At 39.7% G+C, this 22402-nt stretch carries 22 protein-coding genes; 20 read left to right on the top strand and 2 right to left on the bottom strand.

All coding sequences use genetic code 11. From position 1 onward, the window contains the following. The first annotated feature begins 16 nt into the window (after positions 1 to 16). From LEP1GSC203_RS10925 to LEP1GSC203_RS10900, 6 genes are all read left to right on the top strand, one after another. Positions 17 to 643: a ribonuclease HII gene (locus LEP1GSC203_RS10925; RefSeq protein ID WP_039937760.1), complete on the top strand. Its 627-nt coding sequence runs from the start codon at positions 17 to 19 to the stop codon at positions 641 to 643. Continuing rightward, a complete protein-coding gene (locus LEP1GSC203_RS19990) occupies positions 624 to 1277 on the top strand; it encodes a hypothetical protein (RefSeq protein WP_002973603.1) in 654 nt (217 codons plus the stop codon). Before LEP1GSC203_RS10925 ends, LEP1GSC203_RS19990 begins: the two co-directional genes overlap by 20 nt. Next, entirely contained in the window at positions 1274 to 1534 is a 261-nt protein-coding gene (locus LEP1GSC203_RS10915) for an EscU/YscU/HrcU family type III secretion system export apparatus switch protein (protein WP_002974219.1), read from the top strand. The genes LEP1GSC203_RS19990 and LEP1GSC203_RS10915 overlap by 4 nt, the downstream gene beginning before the upstream one ends. 34 nt (positions 1535 to 1568) lie before the next feature. Beyond that, a complete protein-coding gene (locus LEP1GSC203_RS10910) occupies positions 1569 to 2756 on the top strand; it encodes an HD domain-containing phosphohydrolase (protein WP_002974344.1) in 1188 nt (395 codons plus the stop codon). A 16-nt stretch (positions 2757 to 2772) separates the two neighbouring features. After that, complete coding sequence (locus LEP1GSC203_RS10905; RefSeq protein WP_002974185.1) at positions 2773 to 3135, top strand: YraN family protein; 363 nt, start codon at positions 2773 to 2775, stop codon at positions 3133 to 3135. Between the two features lie 104 nt (positions 3136 to 3239). Then, complete coding sequence (locus tag LEP1GSC203_RS10900; RefSeq protein ID WP_039937918.1) at positions 3240 to 3440, top strand: hypothetical protein; 201 nt, start codon at positions 3240 to 3242, stop codon at positions 3438 to 3440. Here LEP1GSC203_RS10900 and LEP1GSC203_RS10895 read toward each other — a convergent pair whose 3' ends face one another. Further along, on the bottom strand, positions 3441 to 4886 hold the full coding sequence (locus LEP1GSC203_RS10895; RefSeq protein WP_002974474.1) for an ATP-binding protein: 1446 nt from the start codon (positions 4884 to 4886) through the stop codon (positions 3441 to 3443). Between the two features lie 120 nt (positions 4887 to 5006). Between LEP1GSC203_RS10895 and LEP1GSC203_RS10890 the strand changes: the two genes are divergently transcribed. From LEP1GSC203_RS10890 to gspN, 14 genes are read left to right on the top strand one after another with little or no spacing between them, the layout of a single operon-like run. Continuing rightward, on the top strand, positions 5007 to 5375 hold the full coding sequence (locus LEP1GSC203_RS10890; protein WP_084764963.1) for a type II secretion system-associated lipoprotein: 369 nt from the start codon (positions 5007 to 5009) through the stop codon (positions 5373 to 5375). Then, entirely contained in the window at positions 5353 to 6390 is a 1038-nt protein-coding gene (locus LEP1GSC203_RS10885) for a peptidoglycan DD-metalloendopeptidase family protein (protein WP_002974343.1), read from the top strand. Before LEP1GSC203_RS10890 ends, LEP1GSC203_RS10885 begins: the two co-directional genes overlap by 23 nt. Before the next feature lie 29 nt (positions 6391 to 6419). Next, positions 6420 to 7334 (top strand): hypothetical protein, encoded by a 915-nt coding sequence (locus tag LEP1GSC203_RS10880; protein WP_002973702.1) that lies wholly within the window; start codon positions 6420 to 6422, stop codon positions 7332 to 7334. Between the two features lies 1 nt (position 7335). Continuing rightward, positions 7336 to 9096: a type II secretion system secretin GspD gene (gene gspD / locus LEP1GSC203_RS10875; RefSeq protein ID WP_002973675.1), complete on the top strand. Its 1761-nt coding sequence runs from the start codon at positions 7336 to 7338 to the stop codon at positions 9094 to 9096. Further along, a complete protein-coding gene (gspE, locus tag LEP1GSC203_RS10870) occupies positions 9093 to 10769 on the top strand; it encodes a type II secretion system ATPase GspE (protein ID WP_002973966.1) in 1677 nt (558 codons plus the stop codon). Before gspD ends, gspE begins: the two co-directional genes overlap by 4 nt. Before the next feature lie 5 nt (positions 10770 to 10774). Beyond that, positions 10775 to 12001, top strand: coding sequence for a type II secretion system F family protein (locus tag LEP1GSC203_RS10865; RefSeq protein WP_002973876.1), 1227 nt, complete (start codon positions 10775 to 10777; stop codon positions 11999 to 12001). Positions 12002 to 12006: 5 nt separating this feature from the next. After that, complete coding sequence (locus tag LEP1GSC203_RS10860) at positions 12007 to 12468, top strand: type II secretion system protein GspG (RefSeq protein WP_002974101.1); 462 nt, start codon at positions 12007 to 12009, stop codon at positions 12466 to 12468. Then, positions 12443 to 13075 carry a prepilin-type N-terminal cleavage/methylation domain-containing protein gene (locus LEP1GSC203_RS10855; protein ID WP_084764937.1) on the top strand — a complete coding sequence of 211 codons (633 nt, stop codon included), beginning with the start codon at positions 12443 to 12445 and terminating at the stop codon, positions 13073 to 13075. The genes LEP1GSC203_RS10860 and LEP1GSC203_RS10855 overlap by 26 nt, the downstream gene beginning before the upstream one ends. Then, positions 13053 to 13580 (top strand): prepilin-type N-terminal cleavage/methylation domain-containing protein, encoded by a 528-nt coding sequence (locus LEP1GSC203_RS10850; RefSeq protein WP_002973955.1) that lies wholly within the window; start codon positions 13053 to 13055, stop codon positions 13578 to 13580. The genes LEP1GSC203_RS10855 and LEP1GSC203_RS10850 overlap by 23 nt, the downstream gene beginning before the upstream one ends. A gap of 8 nt (positions 13581 to 13588) precedes the next feature. Then, positions 13589 to 14224 carry a type II secretion system protein GspJ gene (locus tag LEP1GSC203_RS10845; RefSeq protein WP_051064158.1) on the top strand — a complete coding sequence of 212 codons (636 nt, stop codon included), beginning with the start codon at positions 13589 to 13591 and terminating at the stop codon, positions 14222 to 14224. Continuing rightward, entirely contained in the window at positions 14187 to 15287 is a 1101-nt protein-coding gene (locus tag LEP1GSC203_RS10840) for a type II secretion system minor pseudopilin (RefSeq protein ID WP_232225868.1), read from the top strand. The genes LEP1GSC203_RS10845 and LEP1GSC203_RS10840 overlap by 38 nt, the downstream gene beginning before the upstream one ends. Before the next feature lie 2 nt (positions 15288 to 15289). Next, positions 15290 to 16912 carry a cell division protein FtsA gene (gene pilM, locus LEP1GSC203_RS10835; protein WP_002973652.1) on the top strand — a complete coding sequence of 541 codons (1623 nt, stop codon included), beginning with the start codon at positions 15290 to 15292 and terminating at the stop codon, positions 16910 to 16912. Beyond that, on the top strand, positions 16912 to 17436 hold the full coding sequence (locus tag LEP1GSC203_RS10830; RefSeq protein WP_002973793.1) for a hypothetical protein: 525 nt from the start codon (positions 16912 to 16914) through the stop codon (positions 17434 to 17436). Before pilM ends, LEP1GSC203_RS10830 begins: the two co-directional genes overlap by 1 nt. Position 17437: 1 nt before the next feature. Further along, positions 17438 to 18400 (top strand): type II secretion system protein GspN, encoded by a 963-nt coding sequence (gspN, locus tag LEP1GSC203_RS10825; RefSeq protein WP_002974411.1) that lies wholly within the window; start codon positions 17438 to 17440, stop codon positions 18398 to 18400. A 169-nt stretch (positions 18401 to 18569) separates the two neighbouring features. On the opposite strand, the gene LEP1GSC203_RS10820 is transcribed toward gspN, so the two are convergent. Further along, the gene (locus LEP1GSC203_RS10820; RefSeq protein ID WP_002974475.1) at positions 18570 to 22190 is read right to left on the bottom strand and encodes a vitamin B12-dependent ribonucleotide reductase; all 3621 of its coding nucleotides are present in this window, start codon (positions 22188 to 22190) and stop codon (positions 18570 to 18572) included. Between the last annotated feature and the right edge of the window lie 212 nt (positions 22191 to 22402).

The raw sequence follows: 22402 nt of genomic DNA, 5'->3' as shown, positions 1-22402 counted from the left end.
AGCCGGACCTGTTTCTATCGGTTGTGTCTCCTTTGAACTGAAGACATTAGAAAGAATCCGAAATGGAGAAATTCTAAAAGGACTTCGCGATTCCAAAAAGATTCCCGAACGCAAACGATTTGAGCTCCGAAAGGAAATCATAAAACACGTATCTTATTTCCGAGTCACGTTTGTCAGTGCTGCTTTCATCGATCGATTCAATATCAACCAAGCGATTTTTTATGGGATGAACCGGTCATTGCCAAGCCAAAGATCGGTTTTAGAAAACAAACCCAATCATCCTTCCGATAAGAATCAAAAAGATTTATCTGAGAAAGAAACACCTGAAAAAAAACTCTTCCTTTTGGCCGATGGAAATTATAAATTAAAAATTTCCAAACCGATCGAAGGATATTTTTCACTACCCAAAGGGGATGATTTAATTCCTTCCATTTCTGCAGCCTCCATCCTTGCCAAAACTTACAGAGATGAATATATGGAACGGATGGATATAAAATACCCGGGGTATGGGTTTGCCAAACATAAAGGATATGGAACGGAAGAACACAGAGATGCCCTTCTGAAACTAGGAATTTCTCCCATCCACAGGTTGAGTTTTTGTAAATTTCTCCGACGAGAAGGGAGTGAACCTTCTCTTTTCTAAATTTGTAAAACAACCTTCCATTGATTTTTTTGAGAAATGGGGAGTCGCTGAGGCTTTTGACCAACGAGGGAAAAAAAGATTACTTAATTCACTACCGGCAAATCACAAAGATCCAAAACTAAATATAGATCAATCCAAACTTCGTTTCCAGAGTTTCCATTCGAAAGTAACTACCTCTTTGGGAGAGAAAGAAGTCCAGGTCATTCATTCGAAACCTAAGGAACTTGCCCGTTGGGCCACTTGGATAGACCACCAATCGAGTTCGAAAACAACGGAGACAAAAGATCTAAAACCTATCTGGACCTATCTATTAGGAGAATCTAGATTTTCAGATTTACTGTCCTTCATTTTTCCCGATCAAAAAGAATCATTGCAAATGGTAGTAGAACCGAAGAACAAAGGTTTGGTTCTCTATGTATTTTGGGAGTCGAAAGAAACAGGGGCAATGGGAATCCAGTTTCATTATGATCCTGAAAAAGAGAAACCAATCCTTGTCGAAATTACCACGGAACAGTCGATACAAGGAGAAAATTTCTCCATATCGCTGGCTGGCCTTGTTCGGGACTTCCCTCAAATCCAATCAGTTCAAATCGAAACCTGGTCAGACGAATCCTTTAACGGAGATTACAGATGAAACAAAAAATGGCAGCCCTTGCATACAATCCAGATATTCATTCAGCTCCAAAACTTGTTGCGAAAGCGGAAGGTAGACTTGCTGATACTTTGATTCGCGTTGCCAAAGAGTCGGGTGTTCTTGTCATACGTGACGAAGTGATGGTGCAAACCTTAGATCATCTCCCCAATGGGAAAGAAATTCCGAGAGAATTGTATGAAGTTGTGGCTGCAGTGTTTCGAATCCTTGTTTTAGAGAGACAAAAGAAAAACAATTGAAGTTTCTACGCTTCTTACTAGGATTTACGCAATTATGCGGAAAATTTCCATACGTGACTTAGAACCTGGTTCGAAGTTTACTAAGTCAATCTACTTGGACAAAGACACTGTTTTTGTAGGAGCTGACCAACCCATCACACAACAAGACTTAGATCGGCTCGTTCAATTTGGAATCACCTTTGTTCTGACAGATGGAGAAAAGGTAATGCCGGATGGGCAGGACAAAACTACTCCTGGTCAAGGACCTGGATATTTCGATACCAACCTACCATTCTATCAGGATGATGAAAACTCAACACGCTATAAGTATCTTTTAGAAAAAGCAAATACCACCAAGGTTGAGTTTAATGCTGTTTTTAAAGACTGTTTTGATTTGGTGCAAAAAACATATCGCTCTGCATCTGAGGGCCGTTATACGGAAATTAGAGAGTTCCGGGAAATTGCAGAACGAATCGCCGATCATACCAAGGCAAATGCACAAATTCCCATTTTACTTTTATCTCATTCCCATTCAGGGTATTATTTATACACTCATATATGTTATGCGACATTTTTTTCGGTTATGCTTGGGAACTTTTTAGAATTTTCACGACCGAAACTCATTGATTTGGCTCTTGCTTCTCTTTTCGCTGATATAGGAATGGTAACAGTTCCTGAAGAAGTTTCGGAAAAAAAAGGAGCCCTATCGGAACTGGATCTTAAAACCATCAAACGCCATCCAGTGACTGGTTACCAAATTCTAACGCAAAGATTGAAGTTGAAAAACTCTCTTGCCATTGTCGCCTTACAACACCATGAGGCAGTGGATGGTTCTGGATACCCACAAAGGATTCTTGCCAACCAAATTGAAGAACTTACGAAAGTATTTATGATAGCAGACCAATTTGCTGCTATGATCCATCCTAGACCTTACAGACAAGCCATCCTTCCTTATGAAGCGATGAAGATTATGATTAGTGAAAACGTGAACCGTTTTGATTTAAAAATGGTAAGGTTATTTTTAAATAAACTTTCTATGTTTCCTGTGGGGTCCGGTGTGGTTCTTTCCGACCTAAGAATGGGTATGGTAATTGAATCCAATAAAGACAAACCACTTCGACCTGTCATTCGTGTGACAAAAGATGCAGAAGGCAAACGCTTAAAACATTTAGAGTTTGTTGATCTTATGAAAGACCTGAATCTTTACATCCAACAAGCCATTCCTTTTTCGCAGATCTATTAATACCAACTTGTAGCCCTTGGAATCTCCTAGAACACAGGAAAAAACAAGACAGGGCCGTCTCGGCGAAGACTTTGCCATCGGTTATTTGGAATCTAAAGGCCATTGGATTCTTTTTCGGAACTATCGGAAAGCATTTGGGGAACTAGACATAATCAGTTTTAAGGACGAAATTCTTCACTGTTCAGAAGTAAAATTCTGGAGCGAAAGTAGTGGGTTTCATCCTTTAGAATGCTTTCATGAGACAAAACGCAACCGAATGCGGAAGGTATATTACTATTTACTTAAGGAAATACCAGCATTTTACCACCTAACACCTTCGTTTAATTTGATCCATATCACTGAAAAAAAGGAAGTTCATTTTTATTCTTCAATCTTCTAAATAACTTCATCAAGGGATTTTTGTACCGGGCCGATTGGTCATGTATCCCTTAAGGGAAAACGCTCTCAAGGATGAGAGTTTGAATGTTACAAGGAAGTAACCGCATGAAACAATTTAGTATTTTTGGAAATTTGGCAGAAACCGATGAATTTGGTCCAGATCCTGTATTACTCCGGAAACGGGGGATGGCTTCTACCATTCAGAAGAAATTTGAAAATTACAAAAAAAAGATAGATGATCCAGCTTATATGGATTATGCGATCAATAAAATTGCAATGGAAATTTCACATTTTATATCGAAGTAATTACCCTAGGCTGTAAATCCACTGGTAACCGATAGAATACTGAACTGCCTCCCAAATGTGTGCTTCCTTCGTTCGGGAGGAAAGATCCCAATCGGCAATGGTTCTTGTTAGAGAAATAATTTGTTTTTTCTTTCGTAAGGATAATTGTTTGGTCTGAGATTCTGTATCTAAAATTTTCTGAATTTTCTTTTCTTCATCCTCTGGAACGGTCCTTGTATTTCGAAAGGCAAACCGTTCCAAAAGAATATTTTTCATTTTTGATTCTTCCAACTTGATACATCTTTCATTCGTTGTTTCGAATAACGTTTGAAAGATGGTGATTCTATCTAAAAATGCACCGCTGATTTTCTGTAAATACAAACGAATCTTTTGTAAGGAACAATGGCAGATTTGTTTGCTATGGTAGTTTCCACAAGGGCAGGGGTTTGCTGATAACATTAAGGTGAAGTCGGTTTTTAGTTTTGTTTTTTCATTCATCCGAACAATTTCTAAATACGAATCTTCCATTGGCATTCTTAAACTTTCTAAAATGCGATCTCTAAATTCCAATGCCTCATCTAAATAAAGAATACCACCGTATGATTTTGAAATTTCCCCTGGTTGGAAAGGAAGTCCACCGCCCACAAGCCCAACTTCGGTTGCCGAATGGTGAGGTGCACGGAAAGGTCGTTTGTTCGATGGAACTTCAAAATCACCACCCCAAGTCCAAACTCCTTGGTCGTTAGGATCTCTTGTTTCTTTTGGTGGGAGTAGGGATTCCAACATCCTATGCATCATTGTTTTTCCTGAACCAGGGCTTCCTAACAATAGACTATGGTGTTTGCCAAGAAGAGAATACAGAAGTCCTTGGAAGGTTTTCATTTGGTAGGGATCTAAAAATACATGTTCCCATGTTAGGGAATCCATACTTGGAGTGAGCACTTCGCGGTTATCAGGAATCGTCCCTGGGAGATTTCGTAGTCCATCTAAGTGGTCGAGGAAGTAATACCGACCTTGTGGAATTTTGTCCTTCTTTAGATTCCCCGGAAGACAAAGAGAAACTTCTGCAGACAAACGATTTTGCCAGAGGTAAGGCAAAAGTTCCTGGCCTCCAAGGACAGTTCCATCTAATCCGAGCCCACCCAAAAAATGAACTTTGCCTTCAGGGATTTTGATTTGGTCAGTTGCCATTAAGATTCCAACGGCAATCGCCAAATCCAAACAGACCATACGTTTAGGGATATGAGCGGGTTTTAAGTTTACAATGATGGTTTCTAGTGGGAAGAGATATCCAGAAGCCTCCAGAGCCAAACGGATGCGGTCTCTGGACTCTTTAGTGGATAAAGTGGCGCAACCTAAAATCTGAAAACCTGGAAGTCCTCTACGAATTCCTACTTCCACTTGGATTTCTTTGGTTCCATTCCATTCGTATAACAGGCTTCCGACTTCTGCTCGTTTGGGGATCACAACTGGTCTGGGTAGTGAAATCTCTCTTTTGGGCCAAAAAATAAAAAAGGCTTTTCATAATTGAGGCATCATGGTGACTTTTCCTCAGAGTTTGCTTTGAATTGTAGTATCATTCGTGTAATTCCCCTCGTTCTTCTCCTTGCGTTCAGTCATTGTTCCCAACGGTTGATCAAAAAAGAAAAATTAAGGGAAATCAATGAATACTATGATGGAAAGACATATGCCTTACAAGAGGAGATCAAGTTTTCACAAACGGAAGTTTGGAAAAAAGGGACTCTTGTTAAGATCTATATTGAATCCACTCCTTCACTCTTAAAATTGAAGGTTTATCCCATTGCAGAGTCTAGAGAGTCTTCTGTCGGTAAATTGGCAGCCTACATCATCAATGATGATGTAAAGAAAAAGCAGTATGACTTGGAAGATGTTGATGAGTGGGTTGGTAAAAAATTCACTTTAGTTGAATCCAATGTCAAAAAGACAAAGAAGTAAAGGTTTGGGTGTCGTATTGTCGCAGGTAATTCGTTTCGATTCTTTCTTTGTTTCTTGTTCAAGATTCTTACCCTTAGGTCCCGATAATTTAGCTGTGAAGATCTTTCGGTTGGTAACACTATCTCTCCTTGTTCTTTCTGGAACCCAAATCGTAGCCAACCCATTCCAAAAAATCCATTCTGAAATTAATGAGACAATTCCCGGTAGTGAATCAGGAATGTTTCGACTTTTTGGTTCGCAATCACAAGAATCTGAAATTCATAAACTCTTTTCCGTTGGTGTAAATTCCAATGGGGATGAGGAAGAGGTGGAACTTGCTTCTCTCGATTTGCCAAAATACATTGATGTCTCTCCTGTTGTAAGTAATACAGTGGTTCACGAATCTGGTATCATATTAAAAAAATATGCAGTACAAAAGAAGGACAATCTTTCAAAGATTGCTCGTTCCTTTTCCATCGAACTAGCCAAACTAAAAAAACACAACGGGCTCACCAGTGACCAATTAAAGATTGGCCAGGTTTTAGAAGTTCCTGTGCAAGTGAAGAATGCTTCTTCTTCTCGTGTGGTTCTCAAAAAAATCTTTATTATGCCTGTTCCACAAAGCCGAGTGACTTCTCGGTATGGAAGAAGAGTGGATCCTTTTAATAAATACAATCGCGTTTACCATACAGGCCTTGACTTAGCGGCCAAAGTAGGGGCTCCCGTTCTTTCTGCTGCTGATGGAGAAGTGGTATTTACTGGTCGTAACGGTGGGTATGGCAATTCGGTCACCATCCAACACAAAAACGGTTATAAAACAGTTTACGCCCATTGTTCCCAGATTTTAGTTGAGGTTGGGGAAACGGTGAAGATGGGTCGTGTAGTTGCCCTTGTCGGAAGGACAGGCACAGCAACAGGAGCACATCTGCATTTTGAAGTGTTTCGAAACGGGAAAATAATGAATCCCGAATCAGCTTTAAGCATCACGGAAAAACAAGTCACACGACTTCCCAAATCTGAAGTAGCCGGAATGTAATCGGGGTCTTTCTCCGATTTGTGGGGAGCATGAATTCAATCCTTCAAAGAATCCAATCGAGTCAGTTTTTGACATTGATTCCGGCGGTTTTACTTTTTTCCTTTTCACTCGCCTATTTGCTGAAACTTGTCCTCTTACTTTTGTTTTCTACAGAAACAGGGATAAGCGTCGCAGGAAACACACGTCCGAAACAAATGCGCCAGGAAGTGATTTTGGCTGTCAGTACTTACGAAGATATTGTTACGGGAAATCTCATACGAGGTCAGGTATTTGATCCTAATGATACCACCAAACGCGGGGCAGATGGATCTCCTCTCGATCCAGAAATTGCTCAGGACAATGGGGATGATGACCAGATGTTGATAACAGGAACTCTATCTGGGCATTGGTCTTTTGCCCGGGTGACTATCCGTGAAAAACAAAATAATGATTCGGAAGAGTATGGAACTGGTGAGATGGTAGGTGGTTATAAAGTCCAAACCATCGAACAACATTATGTGGTATTGAAAAAGGGAGGTCTTAGCCTCAGAGTCAATATTGGAGAAACACCAGCACAGGCAAAAGAACGTATCCGTCCCAAAGATGCTGCCGCAGTTTCTAATTTAGGCCCATCCAGCCAAACGGTTCAAAAAGTTCTTTCCCGTGAGGACGTGAATCGCAAACTGAAAGACCCGAACACCATCTATAAAAATGCAAGGTTTGGTCCTCATTTGGTAGACGGAAAGATCGAGGGTTACAAGATCTATCAGGTGGCAAAAGACCATGTATTTTATTCCCTAGGTGCACGCGGTGGGGATATTATCAAACGAGTCAATGGAATGCCACTCAACGAAACAGAGAAAATGTTGGAAATTTGGGGTTCGATCAAACAAGCACCGAAAATTACAGTGGATTTAGAGAGACAAGGCAAAATAATCACATATGAATTTATCATTCGGAATTAAAATGAGAAATCGTCTTCCTTTAGTAGTACTGAGTATTTGCCTCTATTTATTTGTCACTCCTAGCTTTTCTCAAGAGAAAGGGAAACCAAAGGCCAAATCCTCACCAGAACCTGCAAGTTTCACTGCCGATTGGCGGGACACAGAACTCAAAGATTTCCTTATGGGAATGAGTGCCATCATCAAACGAAATATTCTAATCGATGATGCGGTGAAGGGAAAGAAGATCACCATCATCTCACAAAAACGAGTCAAAATTGAAGATGCTTACGGATTTATGAAATCTGTATTAGAGACTCAAGGTTTTGGACTCATCGAAGAGAATGATCTTATTAAAGTAGTTAAAATCAAAGATGCTCTTGCTAAATCTCCGATTGTTCGGATAGGAAAAGATCCAGTTTCAGAGGCTGATGTTTCCTTAAATAAAACCATTACTCAAATTGTTCCCTTGGAATTTTCGAACGCTGTAGAGCTCGAACCTATTCTCAAACGGGTCACTTCTCCTGATACAGATATCATCATTCCCAAAAACCAAAACACTTTGATTTTTTCGGGTTCCACATCCGATATTAACAAATTACTCAAGTTAGTTGATAATTTAGATGTACGAGCCGATGGTCCAGGTTCCATTTCCTCTGCTGGTGATATCCATATTTATACTTTGGAATACAATGAAGCAGAAAAGTTGGCTGCCATTTTGGTAAAATTGGATATGCCCGATGCTCCTATGGCACCGGCACAAGGTCCACCGGGAGAACCAGGCCCTGATGGAAAACCAGCAGCTCCACCACAACCTGTTGCTCAGGCACCAAAGGTCCCAGGAAAACAAGATAAAATCAAAGCAGTAGCTCACAAAGAATCCAACTCACTGATTGTGACGGCAACTCCTCAAGAGTGGGAAGAAATTAAAAAAATCATTAAAATCCTAGATACACCCAGAAAACAGGTGTTACTCGAAGTCCTTATTGTGGAACTTAGTTCCACTGACCTCAATGACTTTGGTATCGATTGGCGTTACCAAGAGTTGGCCTATGGACAGTTTAACACAGGTCTTGCGGCACAAGGGGGAGTGATTGATAAAAATGGTCGTCCCACTAACGTAAACACTCTTTCTGGTTTCTCCCTTGGTTTCATTCGTAGAGGGGGCCAACAAATCATTGGTATTTTGAATGCAAACTCAACCAATGAAAATTTCAACGTATTGTCAGCTCCTCAGATATTGACCTTGGATAACCAAGAAGCGGAAATCAACGTAGGGCAGGATGTTCCCGTTCGAACACAAAACCGTAACGCAGGTCTCGGTGGGGACAATGCCGTGACGGTTGCAAACTTTGAATACCGTCCCACAGGGATTAAACTCAAGTTCACACCGCATATCAACAAAAACAATCGTATCACTTTAGATCTTTACCAAGAGATTAAAAACGTAGCAGGGATTTCTTCTGAAGCTACAGGGGGAAACCCAACGTTTAACAAACGAGATATAAAAACTACTATCGTTGTGGATAATATCCAAACCATTGTTATCGGGGGGCTTCTTTCCAATGACAAACAAAAGAAAGTACAAAAGATCCCAATTTTAGGTGAGATTCCACTACTTGGAACTCTCTTTCGCAGAACTACCAATCAAAATCGTAAAACCAATTTGATGGTGTTTTTAACACCTCATATTTTGGACGACCGAGATAAATCGGATCGAATGACCATCCAAAAGAAAAATGAACAAGAAAGGATGGTCGACGAACGAGAAAAGAAACTGCGATGAGAAAGAGTTTAGGCCAAATTCTATTAGAAGATGGGATTCTTACAATAAAGGATCTTGAGGATATTTCCAAACAACAGGAAAAAACTAATCTTCCCATCACTCATATCATCCAGAAAAAAGGTCTCGCTTCCGAAACTGACATTCTAAAAGCCTTATCCAAGCTCCACCGAATGGAATTTATCGACAAACTCGAGTTTGTTGCTAATGAAGAAGTTTTTGGAAAAATTCCTTTAAAACTAGTCCAACGTTCTAAAATTGTTCCGGTTTCGGTCAAAGGCAAAAAAGTAATCGTTGCCACATGTGATCCCACAGACCTCCACCCAATGGATGATATGCGATCCTTTTTAAAAGGATACGAAATTCAATTCGTTCTCGCAACGGAAAACGAAATCATGAGGATCGTTCACTCTCAGTTCGACAAAACAACTGCCGAAGCAAAAGAGATGATGGACGAGATGGATGGGAGTTTTGGCGATCTCTCGGATGCCTTTGAATCAGATGCCTTAGACCTTTCGAATGAAGCTCCCATCATTAAGATGGTGAACGTAATTTTATCACAGGCTGTTTCCGAAAGGGCTTCAGATATTCACGTGGAACCATTCGAAAAATCAGTAGTGGTTCGTTATCGTGTGGATGGTGTTTTGCAAAAAGTTTTAAATCCACCTAAATCTTATTTGGCGGGAATTTCCACACGTATCAAAATCATGTCCAATTTGAACATTGCTGAGAACCGTTTGCCACAAGATGGTAGGATCAAACTGCGGTTAGCGGGAAAGGATGTGGACGTACGGGTTTCAATCATCCCTTGCCAATTTGGTGAACGCATTGTAATGCGGATTCTCAATAAAACAGATCAAAAGTATTCCATTGATACTATGGGTTTTAACAAGGAAATCCTTAAAGACTTTAAAGAACTCATTTATAAACCATATGGAATTATCTTAGTAACTGGCCCAACGGGATCTGGTAAATCTACAACCTTGTATTCCGCACTTTCTGAAATCAATACAGAAGAAAGAAATATCATCACTTGCGAAGATCCAGTGGAATACCAAATGGATGGGATCTCCCAAATGCAAATGAATGATAAAATTGGTCTTACCTTTGCTGCGGGACTTCGGTCTATCCTTCGTCAGGATCCGGATGTGGTGATGGTGGGAGAGATCCGGGATGAAGAAACGGCAAGAATTGCCATCCAAGCCTCTCTTACAGGACACTTGGTTTTTTCTACTCTGCATACAAACGATGCGTCCGCTGCCGTCACAAGGCTTGTCGATATGGGAATAGAGCCCTATCTGATTACCAGTTCCGTACTTGGATTTATGGCCCAAAGGCTTGTTCGGGTCATTTGTAAGGATTGTAAAACTTCTTACAAACCAACAGACAAAGATTTGGCTGGCCTTGGAATCCAGAGAAAAGAATTAAAAAATGGGGTCTTGTATCGCGGGAAAGGTTGCGCTTCTTGTCTAAACTCAGGATACAAAGGAAGAACTGGATTGTATGAACTTCTCATAATGAATGATGAAATCAAACGTGCGATTTTGCAAGGTGCTGATTCAAACCGAATCAAAGAACTTGCTATAAAAAATGGCCTTTCTACGCTCCAAGAATACGGCAAATTCAAAGTGATTGAAGGTGTAACCACTCCCGAAGAAGTCCTTCGAGTATCATAAATTTTATGCCACTCTTTACTTACGTAGCTTTCAACCGAAAAGGCAAAGAAGAAAAAAATATCATTGATGCTCCCAATCTTCAGGCGGCACGTAACAAGCTTAAGGCGAAAGGACTCTACGTTCGTTCCATACAGGAAGACCGTGAAAAAGAAGAAAGGGAACTCTTTCCTTTTTTATCCAAGTTATTATACCGAATTCCCCGAAAAGATGTAGGTTTGTTTTGTAAACAATTGGGAACACTGATTGGTGCAGGAATACCTCTCGATAAATGTTTACTTTCTATCATTGACCAAGTCGAAAACATATACTTCAAAAAAGTTTTGATTGAGATGAGAGCTGACATCACAGAAGGGATGAGCCTTTCTGAGTCCATGAAAAAACACAAAACGGTTTTCCCTGACCAATACCCTAGTTTGATTTCTGTCGGTGAATCCACAGGAAACTACGAAAACACATTACATAGGTTAGCAGAACTAGAGGAAAAATCTTCGGAGTTAAAATCAAAAGTCCAAGTGGCAATGATTTATCCAATGATTATGGGGTTACTGTCACTTGGTGTATCAATATTTCTACTCGTAGTGGTTATTCCTCAAATTGAACAGTTGTTCGCATCTTTTGATGCAAAACTTCCGCTCTTAACTCGCGGAGTGATATTTTTATCCTATGTACTGACAAACTATTGGTTTTTTATTTTAGGTGCGATTGCTGCCGGTTTACTTAGTTTTTTAAAGTGGAAAAGTTCAGGGGAAGGGAAAAAGGTTTGGGACCGGTTTTTACTTGGTTTACCGGTGATTGGAACCTTACTTCGTAAAATCTTAGTTTCCAATTTTGCAAGGAACCTTTCCATTCTTCTCATGAACCGGGTTCCACTCATTGTGTCTTTGAACATCGTTTCAGATGTGGTGGGACATACCGTTTTTAAAGAAGAAATTGAAAGTGCAATTATCAAAATCAAAGAAGGGGGGAAATTATCTGATTCCTTACAAGGTTCGCAAGTCCTTCCCCAGATGGTACTTGGGATGCTCAGTGCCGGAGAAGCATCCGATAAAGTTCCCGAAATGATGAATAAACTCTCGGAAATCTATGAATCCGAGGTCGACACGGCAATAAAATCTTTGACACAATCATTAGAACCAATGATGATCATTGTAATGGGTGGAATTATTTTTACCATTATGGCGGCAATTATGACGCCAATGTACAAACTAACTCAAGAAATCCAGGGGATGTAGAGTTTATGAAAACTAAAGGGAAACACAGAAAGATTCGTGAGGGACTCACCTTAATCGAGATTACAGTGGTAATGCTCATTTTAGGATCACTCATGGCCATTCTTTACTCCAGTATCGGAAACCGGGGTGAAGGCGAAAAAAAATTGAAGCTGAAAAACGATAGTGCCGTGTTAAAAACTGCGTTGGAAAGATATTTAGAAGTATATGATAAATATCCTTCAGAAGAACAAGGTTTACAAGCGTTAATCGAGAAACCAGACGACGATAAAATTGGTGACGATTACGAACCTATCATTCGTGAGAAAGCTGTTTTGAAAGATCCGTGGAAAACACCTTACGTGCTAAAGTTTGAAGGAGCTGTCCCTCAAATTGTTACTCTAGGTGATGATAAAAAAGAAGGTGGCGAAGGAAAAGGTAAAGACTTTAATATCCTTTCACCGGATGATTACCCGGCAGCTTTCCGATAAAATACCGGTTCTGAAAACCAAACGGAAATTACGCGATGGTCTCACTTTGATTGAGATCGTCGTAGTGATCTCCATACTTGGGCTTATCATGGTGATTGTTGGAGGAACCCTCCGTAACCTCATCATTCCCTCCACGGAAGATATCGCTGTAAAATTACAGGAATCCTTTAAATTCGGTTATAACAAAGCACAATTAACCAACCAAGCAGTCCTATTTCAATATGATTTTGAAAAAAGGGAATACCAGTTTTTTCTTTTAAAAAGAGAAGAAGGGGGATTGGAAGAAGAAGCAATTTTAAAAAAAGTGACTCTCCCGTTTTATTCAAAAATTGTCAGCGTACGGGATTTAGGTGGAAAACCAAGATCGGAAGGTAAAATCCGAATTGTATTTACTCCACAAGGAACCACTACTGATTTATTTTTATATGTAGGTTCAGATACAGAAATCAAAAGAACCATTCAAATCTACTGTTATGGTGGAAAAATAAAAATTCATAAAACGGAATATTTCCCAGAACCTGAAACTAAGGCTATTGAAAAGGTTTCTTATGGACTTGACGAAAGAGATGAACAGGTGGACTCCAATGCAAAAACCCAACCTAAATAAATATTTTCGTCAAGCCTTTACACTTTTCGAAGTCACCATAGCGATGGCAATGGCTGCTATGGTCATGACTTACACATATTCCCTAATTGCCGAAGGAATTTCGTATCAGAAAAAGGCGGTCTTACTTGCCAATGCAGTCCATTTAGCAAAAATTAAAATGGCACAGGTAGACTCATCCACCACAATGCAGACGGATACATCCCGTGGTTCAATCGATGCCTTTCCAGGTTACACCTTTGAAACAGAAATCAAAGAAGAAGAAATGGATTTATTGAAACTTGCTGGTGGGCCCAATGCGGAAGCACTTCGAAAAAAAGCACCAAAAGATATGTTAGGTGATAAAGACGTTGGCTTTAGTGACTTAATGAAAAAACGTGGTCAGAAAAAAAGTTTTGAAACAGGTGGGGTTCTTAAAGTTTTCCGTGTGAAAGTTTCCATTTTTTATTCGGATGGAAATAAAAAGGAAACCTATAGCGTAGAAACTTTCCGGAGTACTAAATACTAGTGTTTGTTATGTCGCGACATAGACGTGGGTTTACCTTGGTGGAGATTTCTATCGTCGTTATGATTATGGCGGTCATTTTCACAGGTATATTCTCCGTATTTTATACTGCGAATAAAATTTCCAAAAAAGGCGCCTCTAATAAAGGAGCCAATAGAAAAGATATTCTTTATGCTATGGAGAATATTAGAGGAACCCTTGCCCGTACCTACTTTATAGATAACCAGAAACGAATTTTGTTTGTGGGTAAACAAGATGGAGTCACAGGAGGAAGGAACGATCGTGTTGTTTTTGCAACAGCCAACCCAAATTCGGAAGAAGAAGGGCAGGCTTCTGTTCGGGAAGTTTCCTTTTATTTGCGAAAGATGCCTAATCCAAAGATGAGTGGGTTGTCTTATTTAATTCGTAGGGAGGATGAGATGATTGATACCTTCCCGACACAAGGTGGCGTAGAACACGTATTACTCGAAAATGTAAAGAGTTTTCAAATGAAATTTTCTGAACGTGGAGATAAATGGGTTGATGATTGGAATTCCCGAACAACGAAAAAAATTCCAAGACTGATTCGATTTGAAATTATATCATTAGTGGGGAATGCCTTTGTTAAATATGAATCTCTTGCGCATCCGGTTATCCTCTACAAATAAAAAAACAAAACAGGGGTTTATGGTCTATCTCCTTGTGATGGCCATTGGTACCGCTTCTATGTTCACTGCTTCAAAATTCTTTGAGGATGCAGCTACAGAATACCGAGTGGCTCGTTCACAGGCTGATGGTTTTCGAGCTCATATGCTAGCGAAAGCAGGGTTTATGGGAGCAGTGGGTGCTTTGAAAAAAATTCCTGAAGAGGTTTTATATCAGTCGGGCCTTGCTATGGATCCGCCACCGATACCACTAGGTGGGGGGGTTATTTATTACACTATGAGTCCAGAAGATGGGAAGATCAACATTAACTCTTTAGTGAAAATTTACGATGACCAACCGAACCAAAGAACAATCGAGATGGTCACTCGCCTTTTCTATCAATTTGGTTTAAAACGAGAGATGATTTTTCCCATTTTGGATTGGATCGATGAAAATCACCAGGAAACCGGTGGGGGGGCCGAACAGTACTACTATAACCGGCTTTCGCCACCGAGAAAAATTAAAAATGCTCCCCTCTATTCACTTTCGGAACTGTTAAGTGTCAAAGGATTTGATCGATCCGTAGTCTATGAAAGTTTGAAACCTAAGGACTATGACAAAAATAATTCCAAGGACTTTATGACAGAGGAGGAAAGGGCCCTTCGTTCCGATAAAGATTATGTGCTCTCAAATAATATCACTGCCTACTTGCCTGCGGGTGATTCCTATGACGATCGGATCAATATCAATACAGCCCCTTATTTTGTCCTCATTTCCCTTTCTGACTTTATGACCAAACAAGCCGCTATGAAAATTTTGAAACTCAAGTTGCAGAAAGGAGGCTATATTAAAGAATTGAAAGATCTGGAGACCGAACCAGAATTCCAAGTGAAAACAACAGGGGACCTCACTCTGTATAAGGAACTGGCGGGAGAGGGTACAGATGTCTCTGGTGGTCGTATCAAAACCAAGGGCGAAGTTTATAAAATCACAGGGGTTGGGATTATAAAGGATAAAGTGGTTCGAAAGGTATCAGGTCTTTTTGACCTCACCAACAACCAAATGTTATACTATACTGAAGATTAATTATGTTATCATTTGACCAATACCTAGCTATCGATTATGGTTCAACGTTTCTAAAAGGAGTCCTTTTTAAAAAGGTACTCGGAAAAGTAGTGATCCTTCGAACAGAAAGTCTTCCGGTTGTTGAACTGGACGAATCTGAAGGAGATCCTTTTGAATACAATATCATTCGTTTCATTCAAAGTTTTTTCCCTGAAGAAAACCGTTTCCTTATTAATTTAGGAATTCACAATCTATTTGTAAGGGACCTCACCGTACCATTGGTTTCTGAAAAAGCCATCCAAGAAGTATTACCATTTGAGGTGGAAAATTTAGTTCCCTATCCGATGGAGGAACTGGAAGTCATCGGCAAAACATGGAGATCGAATAAAGAAAACTCAGAAGTTATTTCTTTCAATGTCCACCATTCAGAACTTCTCCGAGCATTAAAACCTTTTGCTAAAGGTGATCTTTCTCTATCTTGTTTGTCATTAGATTCTTTTGCACTCTCCTCTTTAGTGACAAAAAACTTTCCTCTAATACTTGCAGAACAATCCATTCTTCAATTGGATCTTGGAGGAAAGTATAGCATTCTGAATGTTCTTTTTGAAGGAAAACTTCGCCACACCCGCCAAATTTATATTGGTGGAGAAGACGTGAGTTTAGAAATTGCGAACCTCCTTAAAATTGAATTGGAAGATGCGCGAGCACTTAAGGAATCCTTACCTATAGGTTTTCTTTTTGAAACGGTAGAAAAATCGGAAGAAATAAGTTTTTTTTCCAAATTCCACATAACTTCCACTCAGTGGAAATCAATTCGAAAGTTTATTTTAGCAAAAATTGAACAACTGATTCACGAAGTTGAAAATAGTATTTTTTCACTTCCAGAAACGGAACGGCCAAGTCTGATTCTTTTGTCTGGTGGAGCGAGTTTGTATCCAGGACTCACCGCTTATTTAGAAGAAAAGTTAGGAATCAAAACTGGACGTTATGAATTTTTAGGAATTAATGATCCGAGTTTTGTTACTGCAGTGGCAACTGGTACTCATTTTGAATCTCGCAATAGGGTTAATTTTCTAGAAACAGGATTTGCTAAAAAGATTCATACCAATAGGTTTAAATTATCTGCTTTCAAACCTCACCTAATTCTCGTAAGCATTTCCCTTATGCTTTTGTTTGGAGTGTTTCTCATCGGAATCATTTTAGATAAACGGAAAATAACTGCGAATAAACAGGTGTTATTAGAAAAATACAAAAATGGAATTGGTGGAGAACTCGGTGAAGAGGAAGATCCACTTACCGAAGCAAACAAAAAACTAAAAGCCGAAAGAAAGAAAACGGAAATCTATCGATTGTTTCTTTCCCAAGAAAGTGTTTTGGATGTTTTGAATGAAGCCACTGAACAATTTCCTTCGCCCGATGTTTTGCCTTTTATTTTGGATCAGTTCAATTTTGAAGAAAAGGAAATTCAAATTTATGGTCGAGTTAATGAATTTGGGGAAATTGGAACCATCCAATCGGCTTTAGAAAAATCAGAAAAATTCACTAATATACAAATTCAAAATAAGAGACTCATCACTGGAGTAAACAAATTCAAAGTCAGTTTTAAAATCAAAATGGATGTTGTGACTCCTAAGGATGAACCATAATGTTTGACCGGCTGAATGATAGAGAACGTGTTTTAGTCACTGGTTTAATCAGTTTCGTGGCTCTTCTTGGAATTTATACCATTATCACTTTGTTTTCAGATTTGCGAAACAGTCTGACGGAAGAAATTTTCGAAACTAGGTCGCAGGCTACCGAACTTGATCGAGTGATTCGTGAATATAATTATTTGCGTGGATTACAGTCAGGTGGAAGCGAAGAAGATGTAAGTGTTATGTATTCGAAACTAGATCAAATTCTAGTTAGATATAATTTAAAAGACAAAGTCCAAACGATGAAGGATACAAGTAATGTCATCCAAAAGGACTATAATAAAATTACGATTGATGTGTCTTTTCGTTCCGTTCTTTTGCAAGATATCATTAAACTTGTCTATGATATAGAAAAGAACAAACAAATCCAAGCAAAGGTTGATTTACTCAGTTTCAGAAAACCATTTGCAGAAAAAGAAATATACGATGTGAATTTAAAAATCTCATCGTATAGTCGTTTATCCAAAGGGAAATAAAATGCCAAAAGAAAGTGAATTGGAAGACGATTTTCAAAATGAAGAAGACCAAGAAGTCCAGGAAAGTCTTCTGGAAGACGATGGTGATTTGTTTGATGAAGATGGTGACGAAGAACATACTAAAGTAAATCGGAAGGAAATTTTTACTCTTGTTGGTATTGCTTTTGTTTCTTTTCTAATATTTACACTTTTTATTTTTCCCCTGAATGAAATTGTCCGTTCTATTCTTATCAAAACAGGTAAAGAAACTGGGATCTTTATGGATGCAAAAGAAATTCAGTTCCCAATGATTGGAAGAAAATCTTTTGATAGTTTCGTGGCTAGTTTTCCATCAGGTACTTCGATTAAAGCAGAAGAAATTAGTTTAGGTGTCTCTCTTTTGGGATTGCTTCAGTCCCGTTTGGATGGCGACGCAAATATTGGATACTTTAGTTTCGAAGGCAGCGAGTGGGCCGCTAGTGTCCAAACTCTTGATATTCCGTTACGACTTTCGCCATTAGATGATAAAATTACAAAATGGAATGGAGAAGGGGAGATTGATTTATCTGGCGGAAAAATTAAAGAATCACCAGAAATTCCTTTTTTAGGAAGTTTGAAAGGAACTGACATCCGTAAGGCAAATATTGTTTTTAAAATTCGCTCTGGAAAGTTACTTTTGGAACGAGGAATTTTGGAATCTTCCCTTGCCAAATTCCAATTCCAGGGAGTGGTTCGTCTTTCTGATACTTTTGCTTACTCGCAATTAGATTTAAAGGTTTGTTTTTCTCTTACGGATAAGTTTGCGCAGGAACGCCAGGACTTAGTGGGGATGGTGGCTCTCCTCCCACAAGAAGGGGGAAAAACATGTATTCCGATCCGAGGTACGTTTTCTTCACCAAAGGTTGACCTTCCTAATTTAAATCAGTTAGGTGGTGCTACGCCAAAAGCAGAAGAAACATCTATAGAACCTGCTCCGGTTCCCTAATCGATTCTAATTTTCTATTTAGCTTTCGCTTCAGTCGAAGATTCTTTTTAGCTTAATTTTTTTGAATGCTTTAGATAAAAAAAGAGATCTCAATTCGAGATCTCTTTTTAATTTTCAAGAGCCAAACCCTAATTAGAAATTAGAATTTGGCGATGGACTAGTTTTGGTTTTAGGAACAACCCGTTGTGGATCCGCATGAGATACATTTGAGGCAAGCTCCGTTACGTACCATTTGAAAGGAACCACATTCTGTACAGGAATCTCCCGTATAACCTTTGGTTCTTGCTTCGGCAATGATTTTGAGTGTTGCCGCTGCAGACTGCGCAGCTGTTGGCTGTGTTGTCCCACTAGCTACTGCCACAGGTTCCGGTTTTTCTTCCAATACAGACTTCATAGAAATAGGGGAAACTTGTAACGGAGCACGAAGTCCGCTACTTTCCTGCTTTCCCACCAGATCCTTTGCAGGTTCTGCTTTTCTTCCTACTTCATCGGTTCTTAGATCTTCTGGAGATACTTGTGCCAAGTCGTATCTACCAAGATAAGTAATGGCAAGTTCTCTAAAGATGTAATCGATCACAGAGGTTGACATCTTAATATGAGGGTTGCCAGAAACCATTCCGTTAGGTTCAAATTTGAAGAATGTAAATGCTTCTACAAATTCTTCTAAAGGAACTCCATGTTGAAGGCCAAGAGAAACCGCAATCGCAAATGCATTCATTAAAGAACGGAAGGCCGCTCCTTCTTTGTGCATATCGATAAAGATTTCGCCAAGTTGGCCATCTTCATATTCTCCAGTGCGAAGGTAAACTTTGTGTCCACCGACCATTGCTTTCTGTGTATATCCTGCACGACGGTGAGGGAGTTTTCTCCTTTCCGAAATGTATTTATAAACTAGTTTTTCTGCAACTTCTGTTACTGTTTTTGGAGCTGAGGAAGCTTGAAGTTCTTCCTCTTCTTCACCCACAGCACTTAACAACTGGAATACAGAGTTAAGTGGTTGTGAAAGTTTAGAACCATCACGGTAAAGCGCATTAGCTTTGATCATCACTTTCCAGGACATGAGGTATGCGTTTTTCACATCCTCGATGGTTGCCTCCTCGGGAAGGTTGATCGTTTTGGAGATAGCACCCGAAATGAATGGTTGAGCCGCAGCCATAATTCGGATATGTGATTGATAAGATAAAAATCTTTTTCCGTATTTTCCACATTTGTTTGCACAATCAAAAACAGGGAGATCTTTCTCTTTAATAAAAGGTGCGTTTTCGATTGTCATTGTTCCACAAACATAATCGTTTGCTTGAGCAATTTCATCTGCAGAAAATCCCAATGTTTCCAAAAGGTTAAAACTCATGGAGTTGTAAACGTTTGCATCAATTCCCAATGTTTTGGAAAGGAAATCTTCACCTAACGTAAACTTGTTGAAAGCGAATTGAATATCAAATACAAATGGAAGTTGTTTTTCGAGTTTTTCCAATACATCTTCTGTGAATCCTTTTTCTTTCAAACGAGCCGTGTTCACACCCGGAGCTCCATTGAAAGTAGCATGACCTTTACAGTAGTTTACAATGGCATCTTGTTCTGCTTGGCTATAACCAAGCTTTTTAAGAGCAGCTGGTACTGATTGGTTTATGATTTTGAAATAACCACCACCAGCCAATTTTTTGTATTTCACAAGTGCAAAGTCAGGTTCAATTCCTGTTGTATCACAGTCCATGACTAGACCAATGGTTCCAGTTGGAGCAATTACAGTCACTTGCGCGTTGCGATATCCATACAATTCCCCAAGCTCTAATGCTCTGTCAGAATCTTCTTTTGCTGCTTCGAGTAAGTAAGATGGAAGAAACGATGGGTTGATTCCCACCGGAGTGATGGTCAGACCTTCGTATTCCTCTTTTGGTGCATTGTAAGCGGCACGTCTATGGTTACGAATCACTCGGAGCATATGGTCTCTGTTTTTTTCGTATCCAGCGAAAGGTCCGAGTTCTTTTGCCATTTCTGCAGAAGTTGCATAGGAGGACATATGCATGATAGAGGAAATCGCACCAGTGACAGCCATTGCTTCTTGTGAATCATAAGGAATTCCCATGATCATTAAAAGAGAACCAAGGTTGGCATAACCTAAACCTAAAGTTCTGAACTTGTAAGATAGTTCCGCAATTTCTTTGGAAGGGAACTGCGCCATAAGCACAGATACTTCTAAGATAATGGTCCAAACTTTGTTTAAGTAACGGTATCCTTCGACATCAAAGGTTCCGTCTTCTTTTAAGAATTTAACAAGGTTCGCGGAAGCCAAGTTACATGCTGTATTGTCAAGGAACATATACTCTGAACATGGGTTCGAAGCATTGATCGTACCGTCTTCTGGACAAGTATGCCATTCATTGATTGTACTATGGTATTGTGTTCCTGGATCCGCGGAGTTCCAAGCGGCATTCGCAATTTTTTCCCAAAGGTCACGAGCACGTAGAGTTTTAGAAGGTTTTGCTTCACGTCCCGCGGCACGAGCTCTCTCTTTTTCTGTTCGAAAATAGAGATTAAAAGGGATGTCTTTTTCGACGGCTTCCATAAACTCATTCGTGATTCTTACTGAGTTATTGGAGTTTTGTCCAGAAACTGTATTGTATGCTTCAGACTGCCAGTCTGTAGTTAACTCTTCAAAGAGTAGGTCCTTGTATCCTTGTCTGGATAAATCGATCACTCGTTTGATGTAGTTGTCAGGAACAAATGCTTTTCTAGCTTTTTGGATCGCTTTTTTGAGATCTAAATTGGCAGTTGGGTCATATGCATCTTCGCCAAGTGTTTGTTTGGCGGAAGAACAAGCATTCATTATATCGTTTAAGAGGCGGTTGTTAAGGATCGATCCCGTAACAAGAGACGCCACTTTTTTCTCTTCTTGAACTTTCCAATCAATGAACTCTTCGATGTCTGGATGGTCCATATCAAGACAAACCATCTTCGCTGCACGACGAGTAGTTCCACCGGATTTAATCGCACCAGCAGCTCTGTCCCCAATTTTAAGGAAAGACATAAGACCAGAACTTTTACCACCGCCAGAAAGCGATTCATTGGCAGCTCGCAAGTTTGAGAAATTGGTTCCTGTTCCTGATCCGTATTTGAAAAGGCGAGCTTCACGAACCCAAAGGTCCATGATTCCCCCTTCATTGACTAAGTCATCATCCACAGATTGGATAAAACATGCATGGGGTTGTGGGTGTTCGTAAGAAGAGGCAGATCTTACCAATTTTCCCGATTTTGGATCCACATAATAATGTCCTTGTGATTTCCCATCAATTCCATAAGCCCAGTGGAGTCCTGTATTGAACCACTGTGGGGAATTTGGTGCAGCCATTTGGCTTGCGAGCATAAAAATAACTTCTTCATAGAAGACTCGAGCGCTATCTTCATCTGTAAAATAACCGTATTTATAACCCCAATAAGTCCAACATCCCGCAAGGCGGTGGAAAACTTGTTTGGAATCAGATTCTCCGACAAATCGGTCTTCTGGATTGAGTGCGGAAAGTTTTTCATCGTCCGGAACCGAACGTTGTAACCATTCAGGAATTCCTTTTTCTGCAACTTTCTTCAGATATTTGGGAACACCTTTCCTACGAAAGTATTTCTGCGCGAGGATATCTGTTGCTACTTGCGACCAAAAATCTGGAACTTCTACTCCGTTAGCCTCAAATACAACGGACCCGTCAGTATTCGTAATTTTAGAATCCTTACGGACCCAAGTTAAATTCGGGTATAGACCCTTATTCCCTTTGGTAAAATGCCTCTCAATTTTCATGCAGACCCCATCTACAACAACATATACAATTTCTATTTTTTCCCCTACCAGGAGCGGAGAGGATTATGTCACAATGAGGGAATCTTTAGTTGGAAACATCTATTTTTTAAGCCACGCTTCCCTGATTTTTTAGAATTTTTTCAATATTTCTGTTGGCTCTGAATATTTTTTTTCATTGACCTAGCGACCTTCCTACGTAGCATGGTCACAGA

The organism is Leptospira terpstrae serovar Hualin str. LT 11-33 = ATCC 700639 (genome assembly GCF_000332495.1).
Lineage (GTDB): Bacteria > Spirochaetota > Leptospiria > Leptospirales > Leptospiraceae > Leptospira_A > Leptospira_A terpstrae.
Note: the sequence above shows the minus strand (reverse complement) of the source record. Positions and strands in the feature narration are given on the sequence as shown.